Origin of the sequence: Agromyces litoreus, assembly GCF_040496015.1 — a bacterium.
Lineage (GTDB): Bacteria > Actinomycetota > Actinomycetes > Actinomycetales > Microbacteriaceae > Agromyces > Agromyces litoreus.
In genome coordinates, this window is sequence record NZ_JBEPKA010000006.1 from 70891 (window position 1) to 97686 (window position 26796).

The window sequence follows — 26796 nt, forward strand, 5'->3', positions numbered from 1 at the left end:
CCCGGGCTGGGAGTCGCATCCGAACCCCGCCCGGCACCGACGGATGCGCCTAGCCTGACCCCATGACCAGCCGCACCGTCGCACGCTCGTCCGCCGCGGCCGCATTCGCCGCGCTCCTCGTCGCCGCCGTCGCCTCGCCGGCCGTGGCGGCACCGCCGTCCCACGCAGGCGGTGGCGCGGTCGAATCGGTCATCGCGCTGCCGGACGGCTTCCAGCCGGAGGGCATCGCGATCGCCCCCGGCGGCACCGCGTACTTCGGGTCGCTCGCGAACGGGGACATCTACGCCGCCGACCTGAAGACGGGGACCGGGGAGATCGTCAGCGACGGACCGGGGACGCCCTCGGTCGGACTCGACCTCGACGCGCAGGGGCGACTCTTCGTCGCCGGCGGTCCCGTCGGCGATGCGCGCGTCGTCGACCCCGACTCCGGCGAGGTGCTCGCGTCGTACCAGCTGACCACGGATCCGGCGTTCATCAACGACGTGATCGTGACGCGGGATGCGGCGTGGTTCACGAACAGCCAGGCCGCCGAGCTCTACCGGCTCCCGATCGGTCCGGGCGGAACGCTCCCCGACCAGTCCGAGGTCGAGACCGTGCCCCTCGGGGGTGAGTGGGTGCAGGTGCCCGGCTTCAACGCGAACGGGATCGTCGAGACCCCCGATCATCAGGCGCTGCTCGTCGTGCAGACGTCGACGGCCACGCTCTACCGCGTCGATCCGGCGACCGGCGACGCCACCGCCGTCGACCTCGGCGGCGCGAGCGTGCCGAACGGCGACGGGATGCTCGTCATCGGCCGCACGCTCTACGTCGTGCAGAACCAGCTGAACCAGGTCGCGGTGATCAGGCTCGACCCGTCCGGCACGACCGGCGAACTCGTCGACACGCTCACGAGCCCCGACTTCGACGTGCCGACGACCGTCGACTCGTTCGGCCACGGGCTCGTCCTGCCCAACGCCCGCTTCGGGACGCCGGCCACCCCGACGACGCCCTACCAGGCGGTGCGGATCGACCGCTGAGCCGCGCCGCGCGGTCGGGGTCGACTCCGCGCCCGCGACGCCCCGTGTCGTTCCCGACCCGAGGTCAGTGCCCCATGCCGAGGCCGCCGTCGACGGGGATCACGGCGCCGGAGACGTAGCCGGCGTCCTCGCCGGCGAGCCAGGTGACGACCCGCGCGACCTCGCCGGGCGTGGCGAAGCGACCGGCGGGGATGTTCTTCTTGTACTCGGCCTGCTGGGCCTCGGGGAGCGCGTCGGTCATGTCGGTCTCGATGAAGCCGGGCGCGACGACGTTGGCGGTGATGTTGCGGGCGCCGAGTTCGCGCGTGAGCGAGCGGGCCATGCCCACGAGGCCGGCCTTGGACGCGGAGTAGTTGACCTGGCCGGCCGAGCCGTACAGGCCCACGACGCTCGAGATGAGCACGATGCGACCGAAGCGCGACTTGAGCATGCCCTTCGACGCGCGCTTGACCACGCGGAAGGCGCCCGTGAGGTTGGTGTCCACGACGCTCGTGAACTCGTCCTCGCTCATGCGCAGCAGCAGGGTGTCGCGGGTGATGCCCGCATTCGCGACCACGACCTCGACCGGTCCGAACTCGGCCTCGATCTCGGTGAACGCGCGGTCGATCGAGTCCGCGTCCGTGACGTCGGCTCGGACCGTCAGGCTGCCCTCGGGCCCCTCGCCCGAGCGGGCGGTCACGGCCACGCGGTGGCCCTGCGCCACGAACTCCTCGGCGATGGCGTAGCCGATGCCGCGGTTGCCTCCGGTCACCAGCACCGTTCGGCTCGTGGTCATGGCGGGACTCCGTCTCTGTCGGGGAACGCGGCCGGCGTGCGTGCGGCGGCGCGATCGAGGTGAAGGCGCGGCCCGCGCGCCGCGTCCCAGCATAGAGGTTGCCGAGTGCGCGTCATCGGGCGGGTGCAGCGGACGTAGGCTTGACGGAGAGGAGCGCCGCAGTCCACGGCGACCACCATGAAGCACGAGCCCCTGCAGTCGATCACCTCGCTGCCGCCGTCCCCCGAGGAGGAGCGGCGGGCACGGATGATCAAGTACACGGTCATGATGTCGATCCGTGTCGTGTGCATCATCGCGCTGCTGTTCGTCCAGGGATGGTGGCTCCTCGTCTTCGCCGCCGGTGCCGTCTTCCTCCCCTACTTCGCCGTCGTGGTGGCCAACGTCGCGACATCGCGGCGCAGCGAGGTCGAGCGACCCGGCGGACTGGTGGCGCTGCGACGACCCGACGGCGGCACGGACTGGACCGAGGCCGACCCGGCTGCGGGCGACGGTGGAGCGGACTCCGCCGGGCCGTCATCGCACGACCGGGAGCGCGAGCCCGGCCGGCAGGAGGGCGACCGGTGATCGGCCTCTCCTCCGCCGCCCCCCAGGGCGGCTGCTCACGCGCGGGGTGCCGCGAGGCGGCGGCGTGGCGCATCGACTGGCGCAATCCCCGCATCCACTCGGAGGACCGGGTGAAGACCTGGCTCGCGTGCGACGAGCACGTCGACTACCTCCGCGACTTCCTCGCCTCGCGATCGTTCCCGGTCCGGGTCGAGGCGTTCGCGGCGACGGACGGCGGGCGCTCGTGAGCGACTGGCGCTTCCTGGCCTCGCCACGGTGGGCAGGCTACCTCGCACTCGTCATCGTGTTCGCGATCGCGTGCTCCGCGCTCGGCACGTGGCAGCTGAACCGGCGAGCGGAGGCGCTCGCCGAGGTCGCCCGCATCGACGCCAACTACGATGCCGCGCCCGTCCCGCTCGCGGACGCGCTCCCCGACCCGGCCGGGTTCGACATCGACCAGCGCTGGCAGGTGGTCGCCGCGACGGGCGAGTACCTCCCGGCGGAGGAGGTCGTCGTGCGCAACCGGCCGTACCGCGGCAGCACCGGATTCGAGGTGATCACGCCGCTCCGGCTCGCGGACGGCTCGGTCTTCATGGTCGACCGCGGCTGGATTCCCCAGGACTCGGATGGCCGTCCCTCCGCCGTGCCGGCGCCTCCGCCCGGCGAGGTCGAGGTGATCGCGCGGTTGAAGGCCGGCGAGGGCACGATCGCCGGGCGCACGTCCTCGGGCGCCGAGCTCGCGACGATCGACCTCGACGAGATGGCGGATCGGGTCGGTGCGCCGACGTACACGGGCGCCTACGGCATCCTGGTCTCCGACGGCGGTGGACCTGCGGAGGCTCCGGCGGCGCTGCCCCGCCCGATCCGCGACGAGGGCCCGCACCTCTCGTACGCCCTGCAGTGGTTCCTGTTCGCGCTCATGGCGTTCGTTGCGCTCGGATGGTTCGCCGACCAGGAGCGCAGGGCCATGCTCGCGGAGCCGGGCGAGGCCGGCGAGGCGGACGCGGACCGGCACGGACCCGGCGCGGCTCCGACCCGAACGGGTCCTCGGCCGCGGCCCGCGGCGACACGACGGCCCGGCAGGCCCGGGCGTCCCTCCGACGCCGACGTCGAGGACGAGATCCTCGACCGCCGCTGACGCCCGACCTCCGTTCAGCCGAGCGAGAAACCGCCGTCGCTCGTGAGCACCTGGCCCACGACCCAGGCGCCGGCGGGCGTGGCGAGCCATCCGATCAGCTCGGCCGGATCCTCGGGCCGGCCGTACCGGCCGAACGGGAGCGTCGCGAGTCGCTCCTGCAGCTCCTCGAGCGGCCGATCGGTGGTCTCGGGATCCAGGTAGCCGGTGTTCACGGGGCCCGGGTCGATCGTGTTCAGGATGATCCCGAGCTCGAGCAGTTCGGCGGCGACCGTCGCGGTCACTCCGGCGAGGGCCGCCTTGCTGGTCGCGTACGCGACCTCGCCGCGCATGGCCCCGTGGATCTGGCCGGACGTCATCCAGAACACCCGTCCCCGGGGCTCGGCGAACGGCCGCTCGCTCGGCACGAGCTCGCCGGGACGACGCCGGCTCCCCTCGGGCGCACCTGAGCGGGTCCGTGCGAACGCGGCCGTGAGGAGCAGGGTGGAGCGCGTGTTGGCGTCCCAGAACGCGTCCAGCCGGTCCGGGGTCATGTCGAGGATGCCGCCGTCATCGCCGCTCTTCGCATGGTTGCAGACGAGGAGGTCGAGTTCGCCCGTGAGGCCTCGCGCCGCCTCCAGCAGCGCCTCGATCCGGCCGGCGTCGGTGAGGTCGGCGCCGAAGTCGCCCATCGCCGCGCCGGGCGCGAGCGCCGACCGGACGCCGCCGCGGACCGCGTCGAGGTCGTCGCCGCCCCACGGCTGGTCGAGATCGTGCGGTCGGTGGTGGTGGATGAAGATGCTCGCGCCGAGCGAGGCGAGCCTGATCGCGACCGCGTATCCGATCCCGCGGCGACGTGAGACGCCGGTGACCAGTGCGGTCTTCCCGGCGAGCGGAAGGGAGTGGTCCATCGTGGGTCTCCTCGGTTCGGGGCGCGCGCCTGCGGGGCGGCCGGCTACGCCAGTTCGATGAGCTCCTGGTACTCGCGGCTCCAGTGGTCCTCGACGCCGTCGGGCATGATCAGCACGCGCTCGGGGTTCAGCGACTCGACCGCGCCGGGGTCGTGCGAGACGAGCACGACGGCGCCCTCGTAGTGCGCGAGCGCGTCGAGGATCTCGGTGCGGCTCGCCGGGTCGAGGTTGTTGGTCGGCTCGTCGAGCAGCAGCACGTTGGCGCCGGAGACGACGATGGTCGCGAGCGCGAGGCGCGTCTTCTCACCGCCCGAGAGCACGCCCGCGGGCTTGTGCACGTCGTCTCCGGTGAACAGGAAGGAGCCGAGCACCTTCCGCGCCTCGGTCTCGGTGAGGTTCGGCGAGGCGCTCACCATGTTCTGCAGGACCGTGCGCGAGACGTCGAGTGTCTCGTGCTCCTGCGCGTAGTACCCGATGCGCAGGCCGTGGCCGGCTTCGACGACGCCGGTGTCGGCCCGGTCGACGCCCGCGAGCAGGCGCAGGAGGGTCGTCTTCCCGGCGCCGTTCAGTCCGATGATCACGACCTTCGAGCCCCGGTCGATCGCGAGGTCGACGGCGGTGAAGATCTCGAGCGAGCCGTAGCTCTTCGACAGGTCGCTCGCGGTCAGCGGCGTGCGGCCGCAGGGCGCGGGGGTCGGGAACCGGAGCTTCGCGACGCGGTCGACGGCCCGCACCTCCTCCAACCCGGAGAGCAGCTTCTCGGCGCGGGCGACCATCTGGTGCGCCGCCGCCGCCTTCGAGGCCTTCGCCCCGAACTTCGCGGCCTGCTGGCGCAGCGCGTCCGCCTTCTTCTCGGCGTTGGCGCGCTCCTTCTTGCGTCGTTCCTCGTCGGCGGCGCGCTGCCGGAGGTAGTGCTTCCAGCCCATGTTGTAGACGTCGATCACCGACCGGTTCGCGTCGAGGTAGAACACCCGGTTCACGACTTCGCCGACGAGCTCGACGTCGTGGCTGATGACGATGACGCCGCCGCGGTAGCCCTTCAGGAACTCGCGGAGCCAGATGACGGAGTCGGCGTCGAGGTGGTTGGTCGGCTCGTCGAGGATCATCGTGTCGGCGTCGGAGAACAGGATGCGCGCGAGCTCGATGCGCCGGCGCTGCCCGCCCGAGAGCGTCTTCAGCGGCTGGTCGAGGATCCGGTCGGGCAGGTTGAGGTTCGAGGCGATCGAGGCCGCCTCCGCCTCGGCGGCGTAGCCGCCGAGGGCCGTGAACCGGTCGGTCAGCGTGCCGAACCGCTTCATCGCCTTCTCGGCGACGGCCGGGTCGGATGAGCCCATGCGCTCGGACGCCTCGTGCATGCCGAGTGCGATCGACCCGAGCCCGCGAGCGTCGAGGATCCTCGTCCGTGCGAGCATCTCCGGGTCGCCCGAGCGCGGGTCCTGCGGGAGGTAGCCGATCTCGCCGGAGCGGTCGATGCGTCCGTCGGTCGGCAGCGTCTCCCCCGCCAGCGTCTTGGTGAGCGTGGTCTTCCCGGCGCCGTTGCGACCGACGAGGCCGATCTTGTCGCCGGCGGAGACGCGGAAGCTCACGCCCTCCATGAGCAGGCGCGCGCCCACCCGGATCTCCAGGTCGTGGACGGCGAGCACGGTGACCTCCGGGTTCGGATGGGTTGGGGTTCGTGCCGACCGGCACAGCCCACCAGTCTAATCCCCGCGACCGGATGCCGCGTGTCGGCGGAGCACGGCAGACTGGCGCCATGCCGACCGGAACCTCCCCGCGGGCCCGCGCGCTCCGCCTGCAGTCCCACGGGTTCCGCGAGCCGGCCGCCGACGCGGTCGCGGTCGTGGAACGCCTGGGGGCGCTCCAGGCCCAGGACCTCGGGGCGGCGAAGTGGGCGATCGGGTCGCGCATGTCGCAGCCGAGCCTCGCGGCCGTCGACGTCGCGCTCGCCGATCGCCGTCTCGTGCGCTCCTGGCCGATGCGCGGAACCCTGCACGTCATGCCGGCTCGGCTGCTCCGGCCCACGCTCCGCCTGACCTCGGCGCGCGTCCTCGCGGGCGCACGCCTGCGACACGAGCGGCTCGAGCTCGGCGATGCCGAGTACCGGAGGACGCGCGAGTCCGTCGAGCAGTCGCTCGCAGGCGGACGCACGGCCACCCGAGACGAGCTGTCGGCGATCTGGGAACGTGCCGGCATCGCACCGAGCGGCCCGCGCACGTACCACCTCATCTGGTGGCTCGCGCTCGACGGCGTGCTGTGCGGCGGCCCCGTCGACGGGCGACAGCAGCACTTCGCGCTGCTCGACGAGTGGTCGCCGTCGAGCCCGGACGACCCGGACTCCCGCGAGGAGACGCTCGCGGCGCTGTTCGCCGCCTACGTCGCCGGTCACGGCCCGGTGACGCTCGCCGACTTCGCCTGGTGGTCGGGCCTGACCCTGCGCGATGCGCGGACCGGGCTCGACGCCGCGGGCGACGCCGTCGAACCCGTGCAGGAGGGGTCCGCCGCGGGCGATCGAGCCCGGTACGTGGCCGCCGGCGTGGCGGACGCCGCCGCGAACCGACCGCGCGGCGCGCTCGCGCTCGCGGCGTTCGACGAGTACTTCCTCGGCTACGCCGACCGGTCGACGGTGTGCGATCCGAGCTTCGCCGACCACGTGATCCCCGGCGGCAACGGCGTGTTCCAGCCGGTCCTCGTGCTCGACGGTCGCATCGTGGGCACGTGGCGCCGCGCGGGCACCGCGGCGAAGCCGCGCGTCGAGCTGCGGTGGTTCGGGTCGCCGGTCGCGGGTGCGACCGAGCGGTTCGAGCGCCCGATCAGGGTGTGGGCCGGGTTCCAGGGCCTCGAGTTGCACGGCATCGACGAGACCGTGCTCGGCCCGGTCGGCTGAGACCGGGCGCGGCGCGGTGCGCGGCGGCGGCCCCGGCCTCGGCGCATGACGAACGGGCCGCGCCCGGAGGGTGCGACCCGTTCGACATGGTGCTCGCGTGCGCCGCGAGCGTCGGCTCAGTCCTGGACCAGCGCCGCCTGCAGCTCGAGGGTGATGGTGACCTGCTCGCCGAGGAGCACGCCGCCCGTCTCGAGGGCCGCGTTGTAGCTCAGGCCGAAGTCCTCGCGGTTGATGACGGTCTTCGCCGTGGCGCCGGCCTTGTAGTTGCCGTAGGGGTCGCCGCCGAAGCCGCCGAAGTCGAAGTCGAAGGTCACGGGCTTCGTGACGCCGCGCAGGGTCAGCAGGCCGTCGACCTTGAACTCGCCGCCCTCGACGCGGACGCCGGTGGAGGTGAAGTCGATGGTCGGGTGCTCGTCCGCGGCGAAGAAGTCGCCGGTGCGCAGGTGCGCGTCGCGGTTCGGCTCGTTCGTGGTGATCGAGGCGACCTCGGCCGACGCGGTCACGCGCGACTCGAGCGGGTCCTCCGCGGTGATGAAGGTGGCGTCGAAGCGCTCGAACTTGCCCTTGACCTTGCTGATCATGAGGTGGCGGATGCTGAAGCCCACCTCGCTGTGCATCGGGTCGATCTTCCAGGTGCCGGCGCGGTAGCCGGGGATCTCGACGGTCGTCGCGGTCGTCGTCATGCGGTTCTCTCCCAGTGGTGTGCATTCGCGGCCGGTCGGCCACGATCAATGCAAACGTATCGAACCGCCCGAACTATTCCCGACCGGCCTCCACGAGTTCGCGGCGCAGCTCGAGCACCCGCGTGGCGGCGTCGTCCAGCCGCTCCCCCGGGATGCGACCGTCGGCGACGGCGGCGGCGATCGACGCGCTGAGTCCATCGACGCTGATGCCGAACTCGGACGGATCGGCCGGCAGCACGTACAGCAGCAGGTCGCTGCCGGCCGCGACCGCGCGAATCGCGTTCTCACCGGGGTCCTGGTACTCGGCCAGCCCGTTGTGCTGCAGCATCAGCATGTCGTCGGTGACGAGGACGCCGTCGAAGCCGAGCTCCTCGCGGAGGATCCGGTGCCACTCGGACGAGAGCGATGCCGGCGCCGCATCCACCGACGGGTACGCGAGGTGACCCGTCATGACGAGTTCGACGTCGGCGTCGATCGCGGCCTCGAACGGCATGGCCGGGCCCGCCCGCCACTGGTCGAGCGAGAGCGGGGCCGACGGCACCGAGACATGCGAGTCGCCGGGAGCGGCGCCATGCCCCGGGAAGTGCTTCACGGTGCTCGCGACCCGGCCGCGCTCTCCCTCCACGGCGGCCGCGACCCGCTGGGCCGCCCCCTGCGGCTCGGTGCCGAGGACGCGATCGTAGATGAACGAGCCGGGATCGTCCGTGACGTCGGCGACGATGCCGAAGTTGACGTTCACGCCGGATGCCGCGAGCGCGGCCGCGCGGGCGGCGAACGCATCGCGCGTGGCCGCAGGGTCCGCACCGCGCAGGTCCCACGGAGCGGGAGCCGGATCCCAGGCGATGCGGCTCACGATGCCGCCCTCCTGGTCGATCCCGATGAGCGTCGCCGCGTCGGGGTCCGCCTGCAGTTCGGCGGTCAGCGCGGCCAGGCCCGCCTCGTCCGCGGGGATGTTGTCGCCCATGAGGATGACGCCGGCGATACCCGCGTCGATCATCGTGCGCATCGCATCCGGCGTCGTGCCGGGCGCATGCAGCATCAGGAGGGACGCCGCCTTCTCGCGGTCCGTCATGGCGGCGACCCGATCCGCCGCCCACTCCGCGGCGGTCGGCGGCGTCGGGGTGGGCGTCGGCGACGGCGCCGGCGCCGCCGACGGGCTCGGCGCCGCCGCATCCGACGGCGCGCTGCAGCCGGCGAGGATCGCGGCGCCGATGACCGCGATCGCGACGGGGAGGAGTCTCGGAGCGCGACGCACCCGGCGAGTCTACGCGGCACGGCTGGGCGGCATCCGCACGAGAGGCATGGACACTGGAGGGGTGGACCACCGCCGCGCCGATGATCTCGCCATCCTCCGCCGACACGCGGCGGATGCGACGCTCATGGCCGGCGGCGCCGCCGCGATCCTGCTGCAGCTCGCCGACCCGAGGGTCGCCGCAGGCGTGGCCGGGCACAGCCGGTTCCGGGAGCGGCCGCTCGACCGCCTCGTGGCCACCCACGGCTACCTCACCGCCGTCACGTTCGGCGACGAGCGCACCATCCGCGGCGTCGTGCGTGCGGTCGACGGGCGGCACGCCTCCGTCCGTGGCGGGAGGGGGCCGGCGTACGACGCGCGCGACCCCGACGCGCAGCGCTGGGTCGCCGCGACGCTGCTGGCGGTCAGCCTCCGGCTCGAGGAGCGCTTGCAGGGTGCGCCGCTCGACGACCGCACGGCCGACGCGCTCGTGCGCAGCTACGGGGCCTTCGCCGCCCGGCTGCAGGGCGAGCCGGCGGGCTGGCCGGAGACCCGGGCGGAGTTCGATGGGTGGTGGGCCGACCGGCTGTCCGCGACCAGCGTGGGCGAGGACGCCCGCGCCGTCGCGCACGACCTGCTCGCCGGCACCGGCCTCCCGCCGGTGCTCGTCCCGCTCATGGCGCCCGTCCGACTGGTCACGGCCGCCCTGCTCCCCGCCGCGTTGCGCGAGGCGTACGGCCTCCACTGGACGCCGAGGGCGCAGCGTACGGCCGCAGGATGGTTCACCGCGCTCCGGGTGCTGCGACGCCTCGTGCCCGCCCGGGTCCGCGCCATCCCGACCCGTCGAACGCTCCGGCGGCTGGAGCGCCCGAGCCGGTACGCTGTGACTGACCCGCGAGGACGAGGATGACCCAGCACGCACCGCAGCACGGCGAACCGCTCGACGCGATCGACCGCCGAATCGTCGCAGAGCTCAGCCGCGACGGCAGACTCTCGGTGCGGACCCTCGCGGAACGCGTGCACGTGTCCCGCACCGCAGCGCACAACCGCGTGCTCGCGCTCCAGCAGCGGGGCGTGATCACCGGGTTCGGGGCGCAGATCGACCGCAAGGCGATCGGTCTGAACATCTCCGCCCTCGTCGTCGTGCGCATCGGCGACGTGTCCTGGGAGGCCATCGCCGCCAAGCTCGCGACCCTGCCCTTCGTCGAGAAGGTCCAGGCCGTCTCCGGCGACATCGACATCATCCTGACCGTCAGCGCGCCCGACCACGAGCAGCTGAGCCAGGCGATCCTGCGCGACATCCATGACATGCCGGGGGTCGTGTCCACCCGGTCGCACCTGATCCTCGAGGAGCTCGACGGCAGCCCGCCCGCGCAGTCCCTGGACATCTGGCGCCCCTGAGCCGCCGTCGACAGGACGAACGGCACGCGTTTCGCCCCTGCGGTGCCGTTCGTTCACGGTTGCTTCGCACCCCGAGCGCGACCCCTGCAGACTGGCGCACCATGGCCACATGAGCCTCAACGTCGAGCATCAGGACCAACGCGTCCTCCCCTCAGAGAAGCCCCTCCGACTCCTCGACAACGCGGGGCACGCCCTGCACGGCCGGGTCACCGGGGGCTTCGAGCTGCCGCCCGTCGAGACGCTGCTGGAGCTCTACCGGCGCATGGTCATCGCCCGCCGGTTCGACGTGCAGGTCACCGCGCTCACGAAGCAGGGGCGCCTCGCGACGTATCCGTCCGCGTACGGCCAGGAGGCGTGCGAGATCGGCGTGATCTCGGCGATCACCTCCGACGACTGGTTCTTCCCCACGTACCGCGACAGCATCGCGCTGCTCACCCGCGGCCTCGAGCCCGGCGAGATCCTGCAGTCCTTCCGCGGCGATTGGCACAACGGATGGGACCAGCACGCCCACCGCACCGCCGCGATGGCCACGCCCCTGGCCACGCAGGCCCTGCACGCCGTGGGCCTGGCGCATGCGGCGCGCCTGCGGCACGACCCGATCGTGACCCTCACGTTCCTCGGCGACGGCGCCACGAGCGAGGGCGACGCGCACGAGGCGTTCAACTTCGCCGCCGTCTGGCAGACCCCCACCGTCTTCCTCGTGCAGAACAACCAGTTCGCCATCAGCACGCCGCTCGCGCGCCAGTCGCACGCCGCCACGCTGGCCGACAAGGCCGTCGGCTACGGCATGCCCGGCTACCACGTGGACGGCAACGACATCGCCGCGATGTACGCGGTCGCCGCCGCCGCGGTCGAGCGCGCACGCGCCGGCGACGGCCCCACGCTGATCGAGGGCCTGACCTACCGGATCGAACCGCACACGAACTCGGACGACCCGACCCGGTACCGGCAGTCGCGCGACGTCGAGCACTGGAAGCGCCGCGACCCGATCGAGCGACTGGAGAAGTACCTCGTCTCCGAGGGAGCGCTCACCGACGAGACGCGCTCCGAGATCGCCGAGGCGGGCGAGGCGCTGGCGGCGCGTACGCGCGACGCGATGGGCGAGGCCCCCGACCTCGACCCGCTCGAGCTCTTCGACCACGTGTACGCGACGCCGCGCAGCGCCCTCGCTGAGCAGCGCGCCGCGCTCGAGGCCGAGCTCGCCGCGCACGCCGGCACCGCGTCGGAGGTGGCTCGATGAGCACGGCCGCGACCGAACGCACGTCACAGCCCGCGGCCTCCGAGGCGGCGCCGATGACGATGGCGGGTGCGCTCAACGCCGCCCTCCGCGACGCCATGGAGGCGGACGACCGCGTCGTCGTCTACGGCGAGGACGTCGGGCCGCTCGGCGGCGTCTTCCGCGTGACCGACGGCCTGCAGGCGAGGTTCGGAGACGAACGCGTGTGGGACTCCCCCCTCGCCGAATCGGGGATCGTCGGCACCGCGATCGGCATGGCCATGTACGGCATGCGCCCGGTCGTCGAGATGCAGTTCGACGCCTTCAGCTACCCGGCCTTCGAGCAGATCGTCTCGCACGTCGCGAAGATGCGGAACCGCACGAAGGGGCGGGTGAGCCTGCCCATGGTGATCCGCATCCCCTGCGCCGGGGCGATCGGCGGCGTCGAGCACCACTCGGACTCGTCCGAGTCGTACTGGGCGTCCACGCCCGGCCTGACCGTCGTCATGCCGTCGAACCCGGCCGACGGCTACTCGATGCTCCGCGAGGCGATCGAGAGCGACGACCCGGTCGTGTTCATGGAGCCGAAGAGCCGGTACTGGTCGAAGGCGGAACTCGCCCTCCCCGTGCAGACCGCGCCGATGAACCGGGCGCAGGTCGTCCGCGAGGGCTCCGACGTCACCCTCATCGGGTACGGGCCGACGGTCCGCACCGCGCTGGATGCCGCCGCCGCCGCCGAGGGCGAGGGGCTGTCGATCGAGGTCGTCGACCTGCGCAGCCTCTCCCCGTTCGACGACGAGACCGTGGGCGCTTCGCTGCGCAAGACGTCGCGCGCCGCCGTGATCCACGAGGCGGCCCAGTTCGGCGGGTACGGCGCGGAGGTGGCCGCACGGCTCACGGAGCGCAACTTCTTCCACCTCGCCGCGCCGGTCCTCCGGATCACCGGGTACGACGTGCCGTATCCGTCGCCGAAGCTCGAGGAGCACTACCTGCCGACGCCCGACCGGGTGCTCGACGCACTCGCCTCCTGGGAATGGGACCTCGCATGAGCGCTCGCGAATTCATCCTGCCGGACCTCGGCGAGGGCCTCACCGAGGCCGAGGTCGTCGCCTGGCTCGTCGCGCCCGGCGACGAGGTCGCCGTCGACCAGCCGGTCGTCGAGCTCGAGTCGGCCAAGTCGGTCGTGCAGCTCCCGACGCCGTTCGCCGGGGTGGTCGATACGCTCGGCGGCGAGGTGGGCCAGGTGCTGCACGCCGGCGACGTCCTGATGCGCCTGACCCCGGTCGGCGCGGCCGTCGAGACCGCGGATGCCGATGCCGGGACGTCGTCCGGCGCCACGGCGACGCAGGACCGGCCGGAGGCCGCCGAGCCCGGCATCGCCGTGCCGACCGAGGCCGCGGGCGAGGAGTCCGGAGCCGTGCTGATCGGATACGGCACGCGCGCGAGCACCGCGACCGCCCGGTCCTCGTCCGCGCCGTCGCGCTTCGGGCGGAGTCGCGGTACTGGGGCGGCCGAGCACGGCGCGCCCGCGCCGGCCGCCGAAGCCGCTCGGCCCACGGAGTCGCCGTCGCGCGCTCAGGCCGCTCCCTCGCCGTCCACGCCCTCCGGATCCGGCGACGAGGATGCCGCGGTCGCCGAGGCCCACGCCGCCCACACGCTCGAACACGGGCGCCACTCCCCCGTGATCTCCCCGATCGTGCGCCGACTCGCCCGCGAGAGCGGATTCGACGCGAGCGAGCTCCTCGGCTCAGGGCCGGACGGCCTGGTGACGCGCGGCGATGTCGAGGCGTTCATCGCGGAACTCGACGAGGCGCGTGCCGGCCTCACCGCGCCGCACGCCGGACTGCCGACCGCACCGTCCGCGTCCCCCGCACCGTCGCCCGCGCCCGCCGACCGACCCGGCACGCACCGCGTCCCGCTCGATCGCACCCAGCGCGCCGCCGCCGCCCACTTCAGCCGGTCGCGGCGCGAGATCCCCGAGGCGACCGTCTGGATGGACGTGGACGCCACGGAGCTGCTCGCCGCGCGCCGTCAGCTCAACGAGGCCACCGGGGAGCGCTTCGGCGTCACGGCGCTCGTGGCGCGCTTCGTGGTCGCGGCGCTGCAGCGCCATCCGTCGCTCAATGCCAGCTTCGACGCCGAGCGGAACGAGCTCCTCCTGCACGACGGGGTGAACCTGGGCCTCGCGGCGCAGACCCCGAGGGGCCTGATGGTCCCCGTGGTCCACGGCGCCGAGCGGATGTCGCTGCGCGGCCTGCGCGACGCCGTGCAGGCGCGCACCGAGCAGTCGGCGTCGGGTGCGTTCCCTCCGGACGCCCTGAGCGGCGGCACGTTCACGCTGAACAACTACGGCACCCTCGGGGTGGACGGCTCGGCGGCGATCATCAACCACCCCGAGGCGGCGATGCTCGGCATCGGGCGACTCGTGGAGCGGCCCTGGGTTGTCGACGGCGCGCTCGCCGTGCGGACGGTCACCGAGCTGACGATCTCCTTCGACCACCGCGTCTGCGACGGCGCGGAAGCCGCCGCCTTCCTGACGTACGTCGCGCGCTGCATCGAGCGGCCGATCTCGCTGCTCGCCGACCTCTGATCGGCCCCACCGGGTCCACGGGCATGGCGACGGCGCATCCGCATCGGATGCGCCGTCGTCGTTCCGGGCTCCCGCCGGTCTAGAAGAAGTCGTCCGACGTGCCGGCCGCACGCTCCACGTCTCGCGTCTCGATGCGCGCCGCCACGAGCTTGGCCACCGCGACGCGCAGTCCGGACTCCATCTGCGCGGCCCAGGCGTCGGACTCCCGCGCGCTCGTCTCGGCGGCGCGGGCACGCGCGTCGGCGGCCTCGGCGGCGCGTCGCGCGTCGGCGACCTGCCGCAGGGCGAGCGAGATGCCGTAGTACGCGGCCACCATCGTGGCGACGGGGGCGGCGATGATGGCGAGCGCGGCGATGCCGGAGGCATCGGGGCTGAACGCCACGACCAGGGCGAAGGAGAGGAACAGGGCGGCGATCGCCGCGAGCACGACGAGCATGAACCGCAGGTCGCGGCTCCAGGATCCGCGCTTCGCGGCTCCCGAGGACTCCGCGGGCTCGGGCTCGCTCTGGAACACCACCGTGTCGCCGTACGCGGGATCGGCGTTCGAGGCTTCGGCGGTTCGGACGGTCGTGTCGCTCATGTTCGCGCAGTCCCCCAGTAGTCGGATGTCCCCCAATTGTGGGCCGAGTGCGAGGGAGGGTCAAGCATGCGCGCCGCGGGCGGCGGGTCGCGATGTCGGCGGGTCATGAGAACCTCTCGACATGGGAATCGTCGAACTCACGCAGGCCAGGGAACTCGCCGCAGGCGACACCCTCGTCAGCGCCACCGGCGGCTCGTACGAGATCACGAGGGTCGCGCGCATCGGGCGCGGCATCCGGGTGCAGTACGTCACCGAGGCCGGGCGTCCCGGGCGCTTCACCGCTGCACCCGACTCCGTGGTGCGCGCTCGCCGGGGCCACGGGGCGCACGCCGCCTGATCCCCGCCGAGGCCACCCCGCTGTGTCGAACGGGTGCGCCATGGGCCCACGGACGACGAAACCCCCGAGCCGCGGGCTCGGGGGTTGCTCTGGAACTGATTCCTGTTGGTGGATCTGAGGGGACTCGAACCCCTGACCCCCTGCATGCCATGCAGGTGCGCTACCAGCTGCGCCACAGACCCATTCGGTGCTTCCGCCGCCCTTCCGGGCAACGAGATCAGCTTACAACAGCCCTCCGGCGGAAACGAAATCGAGGTGAACTCACCGCTGAGGGCCCCCGGCCGACGGCGCGGACGAGTCGTCGCGCTCGAGCATCGGGGCGACCGGGATCGCCGGGCAGTCGCGCCAGAGCCGCTCGAGGCCGTAGTACGTCCGCTCCTCGCGGTGGAACACGTGCACGACGAGGTCGCCGAAGTCGAGCAGCGCCCAGCGGCCGCCGTCGCGTCCCTCCCGCCGCAGCACCTCCTGCCCCTCGCCGTCGCGGAGGGCCTCGACGACGGCATCGGCGATCGCCACCACGTTGCGCTCCGCCGTGCCGCTGACGAGCAGGAAGACATCGGCGAAGGGCAGCGGCTCGGACACGTCGAGCGCGACGAGGTCCTCGCCACCCTTCGCGTCGGCCGCGCGTGCGGCGACCTCGAGCAGGTGACGTGCGTTCTCGGATGCGGTCATGTCCTCGACTTCCCGGAGGCCGACGGTGCGGTCACTCCCCTGGTGTCCCTCTCCCGCATCGCGACGTACGGGTCCATCACGCTCAGAACAGCCCTGCGACCGCGCCGACGATGAGCGTCGCGACGACGCCGAGCGCGAGCACGCCGGCCGTCACGGCGAGCACGAGCGGGACGTTCATGGCTTCCTTCGACGGCGGGGCCATCATGGCCTTGTTCGGCTGCTGCGTGCTGATCGCGCGGGTCGCCGAGATCGGGGCGACACCGGGCCCGGACACGTCCTCGACCGAGTCGAAGAGGCGATCGACGTCGCTGGAATCGACCTGGCTCGGGTGCACGCCGGTCGCGCCGTAGCTGCGCGGGAGGTCGATCGAGCCGGTGACGATGATCTCGCCGCTCGGAGCGAACGGCTGGCCGATGCCGCCGTCATCGGGCAGCGACGGGAGGATCAGGGCGTTCGTGGTCGTCGGGACGCCGCGCATCGAGCCGCCGCGCGAGAGCAGCTGGTCGTACGGCTCGGAGCGCTCCTCGGGGAGGTTCAGCTGCGACGTCCAATGACCGACCGGCTTCGGCGCCGCGACGGGCTCGTCGAGGCCGCCGTCGACGGTGGTGTGCGGCGCCGCGGCGCGCGACGGCGCCGCCTGGTGCGGAGGGCGCTGCGGGCGACCCTGCGGTGGGGCACCCCCGCCCGGTCGCGGCGGTCGCTGCGGCGCGCCGCCGCCGGGCGCCGGACGTCGTGCGGGCTCCGGCTCGGGTTCGTCGAGGTCGAAGCCATCGCCCGAGTGCGCCTCGAGCATCGCCCGGAGCTCTCGGCGCGTGAGCGTGCGTTCCGGAGTGGTCTGCGGAGCGGCCCCGCCGCGCGGCGGGCCCTGCGGTGGACGTGCCGGGCCGCCGTGCGACGGCCCCTGCGGCGGGTACGCGCGACCGTCGGCGGGCACCGGCATCGGACCGGATGCCGTCGCCGGGCGCGGTGTCGGCATCGGTCCCGACCGCGTCGGGCCGGCCGGCTGGCGCGGCCCCGGCTGACCTCCCGGGCGGCGCGGATCCTGCCAGCCCTGCGGCGGCGCCTGCGGAGGCCGCTGGCCCGGTGCCCCCGCCCGGTCGGCCGGTGCCTGCGGCGGCATGCCCTGATGAGGCATCCCCTGCTGGGGTGCCTGGCGCGGCGGCATCGGCCCTCGCGGATCGGGCTGCTGGGGGCGCTGCTGGGGCGGATACGGCTGCGGGGGTCGCTGCTGGGCGGCCGGGGGCTGCCCCTGCGATGGTCCTTGCGGCGGGTACGGCGGCTGCTGGGGCGGCGCGCCCGCGCCGGCGGCAGGCGGTGACGCCGCGGCACGCTGCTGCTCGCGCAGGCGCTCGCGCTCGCGCAGCTCACGTCGCGTGAGCGGCGGTTCCTGCGACGACGTCATTCGACACTCCGGTAGAGGTGGTGCTTGGAGATGTACTGGACGACCCCGTCAGGCACCAAGTACCACACCGGCGAACCCCGGTGCACTCGTTCCCGGCAGTCGGTCGACGAGATCGCCAGCGCTGGGACTTCCAGCAAGCTTACGTCCTGCTCAGGCAGACCCGAAACGGAGAGCGCATGTCCCGGACGACTCACAGCGACGAAGTGCGCGAGCCCCCAGAGCTCGTCGACGTCCTTCCAGGACAGGATCTGCGCGATGGCATCCGAGCCCGAGATGAAGAAGAGGTCCGCCTCCGGCCGTTCCCGACGGATGTCGCGGAGGGTGTCGATCGTGTACGTGGGCTTCTCGCGATCGAGGTCGACCCGGCTCACCGTGAACCTCGGGTTCGACGCCGTGGCGATGACGGTCATCAGGTACCGGTGCTCCGCCGGCGTCACCTCTCCCTTGTGGTAGGGCCGGCCGGTCGGGACGAACACGACCTCGTCGAGGTCGAACTCGTTCGCGACCTCGCTCGCCGCCACGAGGTGCCCGTGGTGGATCGGGTCGAATGTGCCGCCCATCACGCCGAGGCGGGATCGCCGTGCGTCCGAGGTCATCGCCTGGTCGCCGGGTCAGTGACCGCCGTGCTCGTCTCCCGCGTGCCGGGCGGCGTACGCCTCGGCCTTGGACCGGTGCCGGTTGGCGACGTCGCGGTACGAGTACGTCACGAACCCGAGGGCCACGAAGATCGAGAAGACGATCACGCCGAACCAGATCGGGTCGAACGGGAGCTCCCTCGCGTGGACGGTCTCGGTCAGGACCGTGCTCGTGTGCAGTGCGGTCGCCAGGCTCATCAGCCGTTCCTCCAGGTCTTTCGGGTGACGCTCAGGACAGTCTACCGGTGGGCGGGGTCCCGTCCACGTTCACGCGCGCACGTGGCCCGCGCCACGCACGATCCACTTGGTGCTCGTGAGCTCGGGCAGGCCCATCGGACCGCGCGCGTGCAGCTTCTGCGTGGAGATGCCGACCTCGGCTCCGAAGCCGAACTCGGCGCCGTCGGTGAACCGGGTCGAGGCGTTGACCATCACGGCCGCGGCATCGACCTCGTCGAGGAAGCGCTCCGCGTTGCCGAGGTCGTTGGTCACGATCGACTCCGTGTGGCGCGTCGAGTACCGCCGGATGTGCGCGAGCGCGTCGTCGAGCGAATCGACGACCCCGACGTTGAGATCGAGGCTCATGTGCTCGATCGCCCAGTCCTCGTCGGTCGTGGGCAGGGCACCGGGGTGGATGGCACGCACCCGCTCGTCGCCGTGCACGGTCACGCCCGAGGCCTCGAGCCGGGCGATCACGGGCGGCAGGAGCCGGTCGGCGGCATCCGCGTGCACCAGCAGGGTCTCGAGCGCGTTGCAGACGCTCGGCCGCTGCACCTTCGCATTGTGCACCAGGTCGACGGCCCAGTCCTCGCGCGCGCTCTCGTCGAGGAACATGTGCACGACGCCGGCGCCGGTCTCGATCACCGGCACGGTCGCCTCGTCGACCACCGCGCGGATGAGCGAGGCGCTCCCCCGCGGGATCAGGACGTCGACGTGCTCGCGCGCGCGCATCAGATGGCGGGCGCCGTCGCGTCCGAAGTCGTCGACGGTCTGGACGACGTCGCCCGGCAGCCCCGTCGAGGCGATCGCCTCGCGCAGCACGTCGACGAGCACGGCGTTCGTCCGCTCGGCGGCCGACCCGCCGCGGAGCGCCACCGCGTTCCCGCTCTTCAGCGCGAGGGCGGCGATGTCGACGGTCACGTTGGGACGCGCCTCGTAGATCGCCCCGACCACGCCGAGCGGCACGCGCACCTGCTCGATGCGGACGCCGTTCGGAAGGGTTCGTCCGCTCACGGTCTCGCCGACCGGGTCGCCGAGCTGCACGACGTCGAGCACGGCATCGGCGATGGCGTCGATGCGCGAGGCGTCGAGCGTCAGCCGGTCGAGCAGCCCGGTGCCGATCCCCGCGGCCCGGCCCGCATCGAGGTCAGCGCGGTTCGCCGCGACGATGTCGTCGGCCCGAGCCCGCAGCAGGGCCGCGATCGCCTCGAGCGCGGCATCCTTCTCGGCCGTGGTCGCTCGCGCGAGTCGTCGCGCGGCATCCTTCGCGGCGGCCAGGCGCGCGTCGAGCACCTCGGCGAGGTCGGCGGGGGCGGTGCGCAGGTCGGTCATGCTGCCAGCCTAGTTCGGCGTGCGGACCCGGATGCCGCCGTGTGACGTCAGTCGTCGGCCGGCTCGAACCACGTGCCGATGGGCGCACCGGCGAGCGCTTCGGCCACGAGCGACGTCGCGGTCACGAGGACGCCGGTCCCGGAGGCCGCCGCGATCCGAGCGGCGGAGACCTTGGTCTCCGCGCCGCCGGTGCCCACGCCCGCGCGACCGACCGATCCGATCTCGACGCCCGCGAGCTCGTCGCCGTACGGGACGTGCGCGATGCGCTCGGCGCCCTCGACATGCGGCGGACGGGTGTAGAGCGCGTCGACGTCGGAGAGGAGCACGAGCAGGTCGGCGCCGGTGAGCTCGGCGACGAGCGCCGCGAGCCGGTCGTTGTCGCCGAACCGGATCTCGTGGGTCGCGACCGTGTCGTTCTCGTTGACGATCGGCAGGATCCGGAGGCCCAGCAGCCGCTCCATCGCGCGCTGCGCGTTGAGCCGGTGCGTGGGGTTCTCGAGGTCGCCGGCCGTGAGGAGCACCTGCCCGGCCACGATGCGGTACCGGCGCAGCGACTCCTGGTACCGGAAGATGAGGATGTTCTGCCCGACGGACGCCGCGGCCTGCTGCGTCGCGAGGTCGTCGGGCCGGGCGTCGAGCTGCAGGTAGGGCATGCCGGTCGCGATCGCGCCCGACGAGACGAGCATGACCTCGGCGCCGCGCTCGTGCGCGGCCGCGAGGGCGTCGACGAGCGGGGCGATCTGCCCGACGTTCGCGCCGGAGATCGAGGAGGATCCGACCTTCACGACGATCCGGCGCGCCGAGGCGATGCCGTCGCGGGTCAGACGGGTCATGCCCGGTCCTCGTCCTCGTCGCTCCAGATCCCCGCCTCGCGCTCGCGCTCGAGCTCGGCACGCGCCTCGGCCTTGGCATCCATGCGCTCGTGGTAGTCGCTGCGACGCTCGGCTCGGGTCGCCCGGCGACGCTCGTCGAGTCGGTCGTCGGACCCGCGCGGCGACGTGATGAGCTCCGCGGTCGAGGTGAGGGTCGGCTCCCAGTCGAACACCACACCCGCGCCCGGGCCGATCACGACGGTCGACCCGGCGACGGCACCGGCGCGGACGAGTTCCTCCTCCACGCCCAGGCGCGCGAGCCGGTCGGCGAGGTAGCCGACGGCCTCGTCGTTCTGGAAGTCGGTCTGCGCGACCCAGCGCTCGGGCTTCGCGCCCAGCACGCGGTAGATGGTGCCGTAGCTGCCGCCCTCGGGGCGGACCACGAACTCGGCCTCCTTGACCGCGCGCGGGCGCAGCACGATGCGCGGCGCCTCGGGCTCGGCGGCCGCCTCCGCGCGGGCCGCGTCGACGACCTCGCCGAGCGCGAAGCCGAGCTGTCGCAGGCCCTCGTGGCTGACCGTGGAGATCTCGAACACGCGGTACCCGCGCGACTCCAGCTCCGGCCGCACGAAGTCCGCCAGTTCGCGCGCCTCCGGCACGTCGACCTTGTTGAGCGCGACGAGCTGGGGTCGCTGCAGCAGCGGCACCTGGCCCTCGGGGACCTCGTAGGCCCCGAGCTCCGCGAGGATGACGTCGAGGTCGCTGATCGGGTCGCGACCGGGCTCGAGCGTCGCGCAGTCGAGCACGTGCAGCAGCGCCGAGCAGCGCTCGACGTGGCGGAGGAACTCGAGTCCGAGGCCCTTGCCCTCGCTCGCGCCCTCGATGAGTCCCGGCACGTCGGCGACGGTGAACCGGTGGTCGCCCGCCTGCACGACGCCGAGGTTCGGGTGCAGCGTGGTGAAGGGGTAGTCGGCGATCTTCGGCCGTGCGGCCGACATCGCCGCGATCAGGCTCGACTTGCCCGCCGAGGGGAAGCCGACGAGGGCCACGTCGGCGATCGTCTTGAGCTCGAGGGTGACCTCGCCCTCGAAGCCGGGCGTGCCGAGCAGCGCGAATCCGGGCGCCTTGCGCTTCGTCGTCGCGAGCGCCGCGTTGCCGAGTCCGCCCTGACCGCCCTGGGCGATCACGACGCGCGTGCCCGGTTCGGTGAGGTCGGCGAGCTCGAGGCCGTCCTCGTCCTTCACGACCGTGCCGACGGGAACGGGCAGCTCGAGGTCGACGCCGGCGGAACCGGATCGGTTGTCGCCCTGGCCGGGCTGGCCGTTCTCGGAGGAGCGGTGCGGACGCCCGTGGTACGCGAGCAGGGTCGTCACCTGCGGGTCGGCGACGAGCACGATGTCGCCGCCGTCACCGCCGTTGCCGCCGTCGGGGCCGGCGAGCGGCTTGAACTTCTCTCGGCGCACCGAGACGCAGCCATTGCCGCCGTGACCGGCGCGCAGGAACAGCTTGACCTGGTCGACGAAGCTCACCATGCCGCTGCCCTCCTCTCAGGAAACGCGTGAGGGCGAGCCGAAGCCCGCCCTCACGAAACCGATCTCGCTTACGCGTCGACCGTGACGATGTTCACGACCTTGCGGCCGCCCTTCTTGCCGAACTCGACCGCGCCCGCCTCGAGGGCGAACAGCGTGTCGTCGCCGCCGCGACCCACACCCGCACCGGGGTGGAAGTGGGTGCCGCGCTGGCGGACGAGGATCTCGCCGGCCTTGACGACCTGACCACCGAAGCGCTTCACGCCGAGGTACTGCGCGTTCGAGTCACGACCGTTGCGAGTGGAGCTCGCACCCTTCTTGTGTGCCATTGTCCCTGTCTCCTCTGGCCGTTACTTGATGCCGGTGATCTTGACGCGCGTGAGCTCCTGACGGTGGCCCTGGCGCTTCTTGTAGCCGGTCTTGTTCTTGAACTTCTGGATCACGATCTTCGGACCGCGAAGGTCGTTCAGGACCTCGGCCGTGACCGTGATCTTGGCGAGCGACTTCGCGTCGGAGGTGATCTTGTCGCCGTCGACGAGGAGGACGGGCGTGAGCTGCACGTTGCCGTCCTTGTCGGCCTTGATCCGGTCCATCGTCACGATGGTGCCGACCTCGACCTTCTCCTGCCGACCACCGGCGCGCACTACTGCGTAAACCACTTCTCGTACCTATCTCTGGGGAGTCCATCGGACTCCGACTGCCTGGGATGGGATGTCACTGCGCGGATGACCCCAGCGGGAATGAGGGTCGTCACTGCCAGAAAACTGTGCGTGCCCGCCGGGATAAGCCGGTGGCACCAACGGGAGAGTCTACCGGAGGTTCCTGAGAGCGGTCAAACGCGCGCCGACCGCGTGTCGGCTCCCGGGTCTCGGGCACCGAACCGCGGCGTACACTCGCCGCATGGCCGTGCTCATCGACCCGCCCCTCTGGCCGAAGCACGGCACCGTGTGGTCGCACCTGGTGAGCGACACGTCGATCGACGAGCTCGTCGCGTTCGCGGACCGCGAGGGCATCCCGCGACGCGGCTTCGACCTCGACCACTACGACGTGCCCGCCGAGCGGTACGACGAGCTCGTCGCGGCCGGGGCGGAACCAGTACCGGCCCGCGAACTCGTCCGCCGCCTCGCAGCGAGCGGGCTCCGCGTCAGGCCGCGAGACCGGCGCCGATCACTCGGCGCCTGACTCCGCCTCCGAGTCCGCGGCGGGCTCGTCGGGCCGCGTGATCACCGGCGGTGCGCCCGTCGGGCTGAGCGCTGCGGTCGTCACGCGACGGCTCTTGGAACGCGAGCGCCCCTCCCCGGCCGCCTTCGGCGACGGCAGCGCGTCGAGCACCGAACCGAGGAGCGCCTCGGGGTCGCTCGTCCCCGACGGACGCTCGCGACGCGCGGGAGCCGCCTCGGGCAGGTCGATGATCGGGGCCGGCCGCTCCGCGGGAGCCTCGGATGCCGGAGCCTCCGACGCGGCGGCCGGGGCCGGCTCGCGCGACGCGCCGGCTCGACCGGCCTCCGCGGCACGCTCCTCGCCGCTCGTCCGCTCGCCGCCCTGCGGGGTCGTCCCGGATCCACGCGAGGCTCGGCGACGACCGCGGCGACCCGAGCGCGAGGACCCGCCCTCGCTGCGCGGCGCATCGGACGACGCCGCGGCGGGCGCGGACCCCTCGGCCGTGCCCGCCGGGGCGACGGCAGCGCCGTCGGCCTCCGCGGCGGGCCGCTGCTCCTGGTGCGAGACCGTCGACGCCGCGATCTGCGCGAGCGCGTTCTTCACGTCGTCGGTGATGCTGTGGGTGCCCTGATGCGCCTTGTCGACCGCCTGCTGGGACTGCGAGGCTCCGCCGCCGCCACTCCCACCGGCGGCGCCGCCGCCTCCGCCGCCGCCGCGGTTGCGCCGGCGCTCGACCTGCTGCGGTGCGCGGTGCTTGGCGATCGGCTCGTGGTGCACGATGATGCCCCGTCCGGCGCACACCTCGCACGGCTCGCTGAACGACTCCAGCAGGCCCAGGCCGAGCTTCTTGCGGGTCATCTGCACGAGGCCGAGCGAGGTGACCTCCGCGACCTGGTGCTTCGTCCGGTCGCGCGACAGGCACTCGACCAGACGCCGCAGCACGAGGTCGCGGTTGGACTCGAGCACCATGTCGATGAAGTCGACGACGATGATGCCGCCGATGTCGCGCAGGCGCAGCTGGCGGACGATCTCCTCGGCCGCCTCGAGGTTGTTCTTGGTGACGGTCTCCTCGAGATTGCCGCCCGAGCCGACGAACTTGCCGGTGTTGACGTCGATGACCGTCATCGCCTCGGTGCGGTCGATGATCAGCGAGCCGCCGGACGGCAGCCACACCTTGCGCTCGAGCGCCTTGTCGATCTGCTCGCTGATGCGGAACTCGTCGAACGCGTCGCGCTCGCCCTCGTAGGCCTCCACGCGCTCGAGGAGGTCGGGTGCGACCTGGCCGAGGTACTTCTCGATCGTCCGACGCGCGTCGTCGCCGGAGATGATCATCTTCTGGAAGTCCTCGTTGAAGACGTCTCGGACGATCTTGATGAGCAGGTCGGGCTCCGAGTGCAGCAACGCCGGAGCCTGCACCTTCTCGACCGTGGCGGAGACGTCCTTCCACTGCGAGACCAGGCGATTGACGTCGCGCGTGAGCTGCTCCTCGGTGGCGCCCTCGGCCGCGGTGCGGACGATCACGCCCTGGTTCTCGGGGAGGACCTCCTTGAGGATCTTCTTCAGGCGCGCGCGCTCGGTGTCGGGGAGCTTGCGGCTGATGCCGTTCATCGAGCCGTTGGGCACGTACACGAGGTAGCGGCCGGGCAGGGAGATCTGGCTGGTGAGGCGCGCGCCCTTGTGACCCACCGGGTCCTTGGTGACCTGGACGAGCACGCGGTCGCCGGGCTTCAGCGCGAGCTCGATCCGGCGCGGCTGGTTCTTCTCGCCGTTCTCGGCGGCGGCGTCCCAGTCGACCTCGCCCGAGTACAGGACCGCGTTGCGGCCCCGGCCGATGTCGACGAACGCGGCCTCCATCGAGGGGAGCACGTTCTGCACGCGACCGAGGTAGACGTTGCCGATGAGCGACGCGTCCTGGTTGCGCGCCACGTAGTGCTCGACGAGCACGTCGTCCTCGAGGACGCCGATCTGGATGCGGCCGCCCTTCTGCCGCACGACCATCTGCCGGTCGACGGACTCGCGGCGGGCCAGGAACTCGGCCTCGGTGATGACGGCCCGGCGGCGGCCGGCGTCGCGGCCGTCCCGGCGGCGCTGCTTCTTCGCCTCGAGGCGCGTGGAGCCCTTCACCTTCTGGGGCTCGGTGATGAGCTCGGGCTCGCGGGGCTTGCGGACCTTGACGACGGTGTTCGCGGGGTCGTCGCCGTTCGCGCGCGACTCCTCGCCGCTACGGCGACGGGACCGACGGCGCACGTTCGAACCCTCGCGCTCGGCCGCCTCGCGCTCGCCGGAGCGGTCCCCGCGATCGCCGCGCTCCGTGCGCTCGCGCTGGGCGGGCAGCTCGAACACCGGCGGAGCATGGAAGATCAGCGAGGTGGTGCTCAGCTCCGACGGGATGGGCGACCCGGCCTCGGGCTCGCCGCCGTCCTCGGCCGCGTCGGTCGTTCCGGAGCCACCCCCGGTGGCGTCGGCGTCGGCGTCTCCGTCAGCCGGCTCGGGCGCTCGAGGCGTCGCGTCATCGGCGTCGGCCCGGTCGTCGGCCGGCGCGTCCGACGCCACGTCCTCAGCGTCGTCCGCGTCCGACGACTGGCGCTCGTCCGCCGTCGGCTCGGTCGGCTCGGAATCGGCCTCCGCCGTCGCCGGCGTCGCCTCGGAGGCGACGCGGCCGGCGGTGGTCGCCGCGTCGACGCCGTCCGCGACCGCGGCCTCGTCGACCGGGGCCGCCGCGTCGTCGGCGGCACGCGGCACGACCTGGGCTCGGCGGGACCCTGCCCGGCGCGAGCCGAACAGGCTGCCGCGTCGGCGGGTCGAATCACCCTCGGGTGCGTTCGGCGGTGTTGCGTTGTCTTCCACCATCTCTGGTGCACTCCTACACCGGGATCGACGGCCGCGCCATCGTTCCCGTACTCCTCGGAGCGGCCCTCACGCGACTCGCGCTGGGCCACCAATCCTTACTCTGCTGCGCCCGGCGGGTGCCGGTGACGCCAAATCTCGCGGTTCATCCGCGGGGTGGGATGCGGTGCATCCTCGAAGCCTCCGTTGGCGCCGCTCCGGGCGCGGCCCGGGCGACTGCATCGATTATCGCACGCTCTCCCGGTGGACCGTCGAACCGGCGTGCCAGAATCGGGTCATGCCCGACTCCCCCCGCTCGTCCAGGCCCGTCGCGTTCGCCGTCTTCCTCGTCGTCGCGGGGGCACTCGGGCTCCTCGCGACCTTCGAGCTCTCGCTCGAGAAGGTGCTCACGCTGGCCGACCCGACGCACGTCCCGAACTGCAACGTCGGCGTGCTCGTCGGCTGCAGCACGAACCTCGCCTCGTGGCAGGGCAGCGTGTTCGGCTTCCCCAACCCGTTCGTCGGCCTCATGGCCTGGCCGGTCGTCATCACGATCGGCGTGGCGCTGCTGGCTGGGTCGCGGTTCCCCCGGTGGTTCTGGATCGGGTTGAACGCCGGCGTGGCCGGCGCGCTGGTGTTCGTCGGCTGGCTCATCTACCAGAGCATCTACGTGCTCGACGTGCTCTGCCCCTGGTGCATGCTGACCTGGGCCGTGACGATCCCCACGTTCTGGGCCGTGACCTTCCGCAACCTCCGCGAGGGCGTCTACGGCGACGCCCCGGGAGCTCGGCGGTTCGGCGCGGTCGGGCTGAACTGGATCGTCGTCGTGACGGCGGTGACGTACGCGATCGTGATCGTGCTGGCCCAGGCGCAGATGAACGCGATCCCCCGCGTCCTCATCGACCTGCAGAACCTGTTCTGACCCGGAGC

At 72.7% G+C, this 26796-nt stretch carries 29 protein-coding genes and 1 tRNA gene; 13 read left to right on the forward strand and 17 right to left on the reverse strand.

Annotated elements, in window-relative coordinates:
• Positions 1–62: 62 nt before the first annotated feature.
• Complete coding sequence (locus ABME01_RS06575; RefSeq protein WP_353827574.1) at positions 63–1016, forward strand: SMP-30/gluconolactonase/LRE family protein; 954 nt, start codon at positions 63–65, stop codon at positions 1014–1016.
• Between the two features lie 64 nt (positions 1017–1080).
• On the opposite strand, the gene ABME01_RS06580 is transcribed toward ABME01_RS06575, so the two are convergent.
• On the reverse strand, positions 1081–1791 hold the full coding sequence (locus tag ABME01_RS06580) for a beta-ketoacyl-ACP reductase (protein WP_353827575.1): 711 nt from the start codon (positions 1789–1791) through the stop codon (positions 1081–1083).
• Positions 1792–1968: 177 nt separating this feature from the next.
• On the opposite strand from ABME01_RS06580, the gene ABME01_RS06585 reads away from it, so the two are divergent.
• From ABME01_RS06585 to ABME01_RS06595, 3 genes are read left to right on the forward strand one after another with little or no spacing between them, the layout of a single operon-like run.
• Positions 1969–2355, forward strand: a complete 387-nt coding sequence (locus tag ABME01_RS06585) for a DUF3099 domain-containing protein (protein WP_353827576.1) — start codon at positions 1969–1971, stop codon at positions 2353–2355.
• Positions 2352–2582: a hypothetical protein gene (locus ABME01_RS06590; RefSeq protein WP_436407410.1), complete on the forward strand. Its 231-nt coding sequence runs from the start codon at positions 2352–2354 to the stop codon at positions 2580–2582. Before ABME01_RS06585 ends, ABME01_RS06590 begins: the two co-directional genes overlap by 4 nt.
• The gene (locus ABME01_RS06595; protein WP_353827577.1) at positions 2579–3472 is read left to right on the forward strand and encodes an SURF1 family cytochrome oxidase biogenesis protein; all 894 of its coding nucleotides are present in this window, start codon (positions 2579–2581) and stop codon (positions 3470–3472) included. Before ABME01_RS06590 ends, ABME01_RS06595 begins: the two co-directional genes overlap by 4 nt.
• Positions 3473–3486: 14 nt before the next feature.
• On the opposite strand, the gene ABME01_RS06600 is transcribed toward ABME01_RS06595, so the two are convergent.
• Together ABME01_RS06600 and ABME01_RS06605 are read right to left on the reverse strand one after the other, a co-directional pair.
• Positions 3487–4359: an SDR family oxidoreductase gene (locus tag ABME01_RS06600; RefSeq protein WP_353827578.1), complete on the reverse strand. Its 873-nt coding sequence runs from the start codon at positions 4357–4359 to the stop codon at positions 3487–3489.
• A 44-nt stretch (positions 4360–4403) separates the two neighbouring features.
• On the reverse strand, positions 4404–6002 hold the full coding sequence (locus tag ABME01_RS06605) for an ABC-F family ATP-binding cassette domain-containing protein (protein WP_353827579.1): 1599 nt from the start codon (positions 6000–6002) through the stop codon (positions 4404–4406).
• 110 nt (positions 6003–6112) lie between these two features.
• On the opposite strand from ABME01_RS06605, the gene ABME01_RS06610 reads away from it, so the two are divergent.
• Positions 6113–7243, forward strand: a complete 1131-nt coding sequence (locus ABME01_RS06610) for a winged helix DNA-binding domain-containing protein (RefSeq protein WP_353827580.1) — start codon at positions 6113–6115, stop codon at positions 7241–7243.
• Between the two features lie 116 nt (positions 7244–7359).
• On the opposite strand, the gene ABME01_RS06615 is transcribed toward ABME01_RS06610, so the two are convergent.
• A complete protein-coding gene (locus tag ABME01_RS06615; RefSeq protein ID WP_353827581.1) occupies positions 7360–7926 on the reverse strand; it encodes a YceI family protein in 567 nt (188 codons plus the stop codon).
• Positions 7927–7999: 73 nt separating this feature from the next.
• Complete coding sequence (locus ABME01_RS06620; protein ID WP_353827582.1) at positions 8000–9181, reverse strand: glycoside hydrolase family 3 N-terminal domain-containing protein; 1182 nt, start codon at positions 9179–9181, stop codon at positions 8000–8002.
• 61 nt (positions 9182–9242) lie between these two features.
• On the opposite strand from ABME01_RS06620, the gene ABME01_RS06625 reads away from it, so the two are divergent.
• From ABME01_RS06625 to ABME01_RS06645, 5 genes are all read left to right on the forward strand, one after another.
• The gene (locus tag ABME01_RS06625) at positions 9243–10067 is read left to right on the forward strand and encodes an oxygenase MpaB family protein (RefSeq protein WP_353827583.1); all 825 of its coding nucleotides are present in this window, start codon (positions 9243–9245) and stop codon (positions 10065–10067) included.
• Positions 10064–10558: an Lrp/AsnC family transcriptional regulator gene (locus tag ABME01_RS06630; RefSeq protein ID WP_353827584.1), complete on the forward strand. Its 495-nt coding sequence runs from the start codon at positions 10064–10066 to the stop codon at positions 10556–10558. The genes ABME01_RS06625 and ABME01_RS06630 overlap by 4 nt, the downstream gene beginning before the upstream one ends.
• 109 nt (positions 10559–10667) lie before the next feature.
• The gene (gene pdhA / locus ABME01_RS06635; protein WP_353827585.1) at positions 10668–11798 is read left to right on the forward strand and encodes a pyruvate dehydrogenase (acetyl-transferring) E1 component subunit alpha; all 1131 of its coding nucleotides are present in this window, start codon (positions 10668–10670) and stop codon (positions 11796–11798) included.
• Positions 11795–12823: an alpha-ketoacid dehydrogenase subunit beta gene (locus ABME01_RS06640; RefSeq protein WP_353827586.1), complete on the forward strand. Its 1029-nt coding sequence runs from the start codon at positions 11795–11797 to the stop codon at positions 12821–12823. The genes pdhA and ABME01_RS06640 overlap by 4 nt, the downstream gene beginning before the upstream one ends.
• Positions 12820–14364: a dihydrolipoamide acetyltransferase family protein gene (locus tag ABME01_RS06645; RefSeq protein WP_353827587.1), complete on the forward strand. Its 1545-nt coding sequence runs from the start codon at positions 12820–12822 to the stop codon at positions 14362–14364. Before ABME01_RS06640 ends, ABME01_RS06645 begins: the two co-directional genes overlap by 4 nt.
• Positions 14365–14443: 79 nt before the next feature.
• Here ABME01_RS06645 and ABME01_RS06650 read toward each other — a convergent pair whose 3' ends face one another.
• Positions 14444–14944: a hypothetical protein gene (locus ABME01_RS06650; protein WP_353827588.1), complete on the reverse strand. Its 501-nt coding sequence runs from the start codon at positions 14942–14944 to the stop codon at positions 14444–14446.
• A 121-nt stretch (positions 14945–15065) separates the two neighbouring features.
• On the opposite strand from ABME01_RS06650, the gene ABME01_RS06655 reads away from it, so the two are divergent.
• Positions 15066–15281: a hypothetical protein gene (locus ABME01_RS06655; RefSeq protein ID WP_353827589.1), complete on the forward strand. Its 216-nt coding sequence runs from the start codon at positions 15066–15068 to the stop codon at positions 15279–15281.
• 106 nt (positions 15282–15387) lie between these two features.
• Here the strand turns inward: ABME01_RS06655 and ABME01_RS06660 are convergent.
• The 10 genes from ABME01_RS06660 to rplU form a co-directional block, all read right to left on the reverse strand.
• Positions 15388–15463, reverse strand: a tRNA-Ala gene (locus ABME01_RS06660).
• Positions 15464–15542: 79 nt separating this feature from the next.
• Positions 15543–15953: a ribosome silencing factor gene (rsfS, locus tag ABME01_RS06665; RefSeq protein WP_353827590.1), complete on the reverse strand. Its 411-nt coding sequence runs from the start codon at positions 15951–15953 to the stop codon at positions 15543–15545.
• A gap of 82 nt (positions 15954–16035) precedes the next feature.
• Complete coding sequence (locus ABME01_RS06670) at positions 16036–16746, reverse strand: hypothetical protein (RefSeq protein WP_353827591.1); 711 nt, start codon at positions 16744–16746, stop codon at positions 16036–16038.
• Between the two features lie 605 nt (positions 16747–17351).
• Positions 17352–17951 carry a nicotinate-nucleotide adenylyltransferase gene (nadD, locus tag ABME01_RS06675; protein ID WP_353827592.1) on the reverse strand — a complete coding sequence of 200 codons (600 nt, stop codon included), beginning with the start codon at positions 17949–17951 and terminating at the stop codon, positions 17352–17354.
• Between the two features lie 15 nt (positions 17952–17966).
• On the reverse strand, positions 17967–18188 hold the full coding sequence (locus ABME01_RS06680) for a hypothetical protein (protein WP_353827593.1): 222 nt from the start codon (positions 18186–18188) through the stop codon (positions 17967–17969).
• Between the two features lie 69 nt (positions 18189–18257).
• Complete coding sequence (locus tag ABME01_RS06685) at positions 18258–19538, reverse strand: glutamate-5-semialdehyde dehydrogenase (RefSeq protein WP_353827594.1); 1281 nt, start codon at positions 19536–19538, stop codon at positions 18258–18260.
• A gap of 47 nt (positions 19539–19585) precedes the next feature.
• Positions 19586–20371 carry a glutamate 5-kinase gene (gene proB / locus ABME01_RS06690; RefSeq protein WP_353827595.1) on the reverse strand — a complete coding sequence of 262 codons (786 nt, stop codon included), beginning with the start codon at positions 20369–20371 and terminating at the stop codon, positions 19586–19588.
• On the reverse strand, positions 20368–21882 hold the full coding sequence (obgE, locus tag ABME01_RS06695) for a GTPase ObgE (protein WP_353827596.1): 1515 nt from the start codon (positions 21880–21882) through the stop codon (positions 20368–20370). Before obgE ends, proB begins: the two co-directional genes overlap by 4 nt.
• A gap of 68 nt (positions 21883–21950) precedes the next feature.
• Entirely contained in the window at positions 21951–22208 is a 258-nt protein-coding gene (rpmA, locus tag ABME01_RS06700; protein WP_353827597.1) for a 50S ribosomal protein L27, read from the reverse strand.
• A gap of 21 nt (positions 22209–22229) precedes the next feature.
• Positions 22230–22538 (reverse strand): 50S ribosomal protein L21, encoded by a 309-nt coding sequence (gene rplU, locus ABME01_RS06705; RefSeq protein WP_353827598.1) that lies wholly within the window; start codon positions 22536–22538, stop codon positions 22230–22232.
• A gap of 241 nt (positions 22539–22779) precedes the next feature.
• On the opposite strand from rplU, the gene ABME01_RS06710 reads away from it, so the two are divergent.
• On the forward strand, positions 22780–23061 hold the full coding sequence (locus ABME01_RS06710) for a DUF4031 domain-containing protein (RefSeq protein WP_353827599.1): 282 nt from the start codon (positions 22780–22782) through the stop codon (positions 23059–23061).
• Here ABME01_RS06710 and ABME01_RS06715 read toward each other — a convergent pair.
• On the reverse strand, positions 23047–25782 hold the full coding sequence (locus ABME01_RS06715; protein ID WP_436407411.1) for an Rne/Rng family ribonuclease: 2736 nt from the start codon (positions 25780–25782) through the stop codon (positions 23047–23049). The two genes, ABME01_RS06710 and ABME01_RS06715, sit on opposite strands and share 15 nt — an antisense overlap.
• A gap of 382 nt (positions 25783–26164) precedes the next feature.
• Between ABME01_RS06715 and ABME01_RS06720 the strand changes: the two genes are divergently transcribed.
• Complete coding sequence (locus tag ABME01_RS06720) at positions 26165–26788, forward strand: vitamin K epoxide reductase family protein (protein ID WP_353827601.1); 624 nt, start codon at positions 26165–26167, stop codon at positions 26786–26788.
• The last annotated feature ends 8 nt before the right edge of the window (positions 26789–26796 follow it).

Coding starts and splice junctions, on each gene's coding strand:
- ABME01_RS06575 (WP_353827574.1), top strand. CDS start 63: ATGACCAGCCGCACCGTCGCACGCTCGTCCGCCGCGGCCGCATTCGCC.
- ABME01_RS06580 (WP_353827575.1), bottom strand. CDS start 1,791: ATGACCACGAGCCGAACGGTGCTGGTGACCGGAGGCAACCGCGGCATC.
- ABME01_RS06585 (WP_353827576.1), top strand. CDS start 1,969: ATGAAGCACGAGCCCCTGCAGTCGATCACCTCGCTGCCGCCGTCCCCC.
- ABME01_RS06600 (WP_353827578.1), bottom strand. CDS start 4,359: ATGGACCACTCCCTTCCGCTCGCCGGGAAGACCGCACTGGTCACCGGC.
- ABME01_RS06610 (WP_353827580.1), top strand. CDS start 6,113: ATGCCGACCGGAACCTCCCCGCGGGCCCGCGCGCTCCGCCTGCAGTCC.
- ABME01_RS06615 (WP_353827581.1), bottom strand. CDS start 7,926: ATGACGACGACCGCGACGACCGTCGAGATCCCCGGCTACCGCGCCGGC.
- ABME01_RS06630 (WP_353827584.1), top strand. CDS start 10,064: ATGACCCAGCACGCACCGCAGCACGGCGAACCGCTCGACGCGATCGAC.
- pdhA (WP_353827585.1), top strand. CDS start 10,668: ATGAGCCTCAACGTCGAGCATCAGGACCAACGCGTCCTCCCCTCAGAG.
- ABME01_RS06640 (WP_353827586.1), top strand. CDS start 11,795: ATGAGCACGGCCGCGACCGAACGCACGTCACAGCCCGCGGCCTCCGAG.
- ABME01_RS06645 (WP_353827587.1), top strand. CDS start 12,820: ATGAGCGCTCGCGAATTCATCCTGCCGGACCTCGGCGAGGGCCTCACC.
- ABME01_RS06650 (WP_353827588.1), bottom strand. CDS start 14,944: ATGAGCGACACGACCGTCCGAACCGCCGAAGCCTCGAACGCCGATCCC.
- ABME01_RS06655 (WP_353827589.1), top strand. CDS start 15,066: ATGGGAATCGTCGAACTCACGCAGGCCAGGGAACTCGCCGCAGGCGAC.
- rsfS (WP_353827590.1), bottom strand. CDS start 15,953: ATGACCGCATCCGAGAACGCACGTCACCTGCTCGAGGTCGCCGCACGC.
- ABME01_RS06670 (WP_353827591.1), bottom strand. CDS start 16,746: ATGCTCGAGGCGCACTCGGGCGATGGCTTCGACCTCGACGAACCCGAG.
- nadD (WP_353827592.1), bottom strand. CDS start 17,951: ATGACCTCGGACGCACGGCGATCCCGCCTCGGCGTGATGGGCGGCACA.
- ABME01_RS06680 (WP_353827593.1), bottom strand. CDS start 18,188: ATGAGCCTGGCGACCGCACTGCACACGAGCACGGTCCTGACCGAGACC.
- ABME01_RS06685 (WP_353827594.1), bottom strand. CDS start 19,538: ATGACCGACCTGCGCACCGCCCCCGCCGACCTCGCCGAGGTGCTCGAC.
- proB (WP_353827595.1), bottom strand. CDS start 20,371: ATGACCCGTCTGACCCGCGACGGCATCGCCTCGGCGCGCCGGATCGTC.
- obgE (WP_353827596.1), bottom strand. CDS start 21,882: ATGGTGAGCTTCGTCGACCAGGTCAAGCTGTTCCTGCGCGCCGGTCAC.
- rpmA (WP_353827597.1), bottom strand. CDS start 22,208: ATGGCACACAAGAAGGGTGCGAGCTCCACTCGCAACGGTCGTGACTCG.
- ABME01_RS06710 (WP_353827599.1), top strand. CDS start 22,780: ATGGCCGTGCTCATCGACCCGCCCCTCTGGCCGAAGCACGGCACCGTG.
- ABME01_RS06720 (WP_353827601.1), top strand. CDS start 26,165: ATGCCCGACTCCCCCCGCTCGTCCAGGCCCGTCGCGTTCGCCGTCTTC.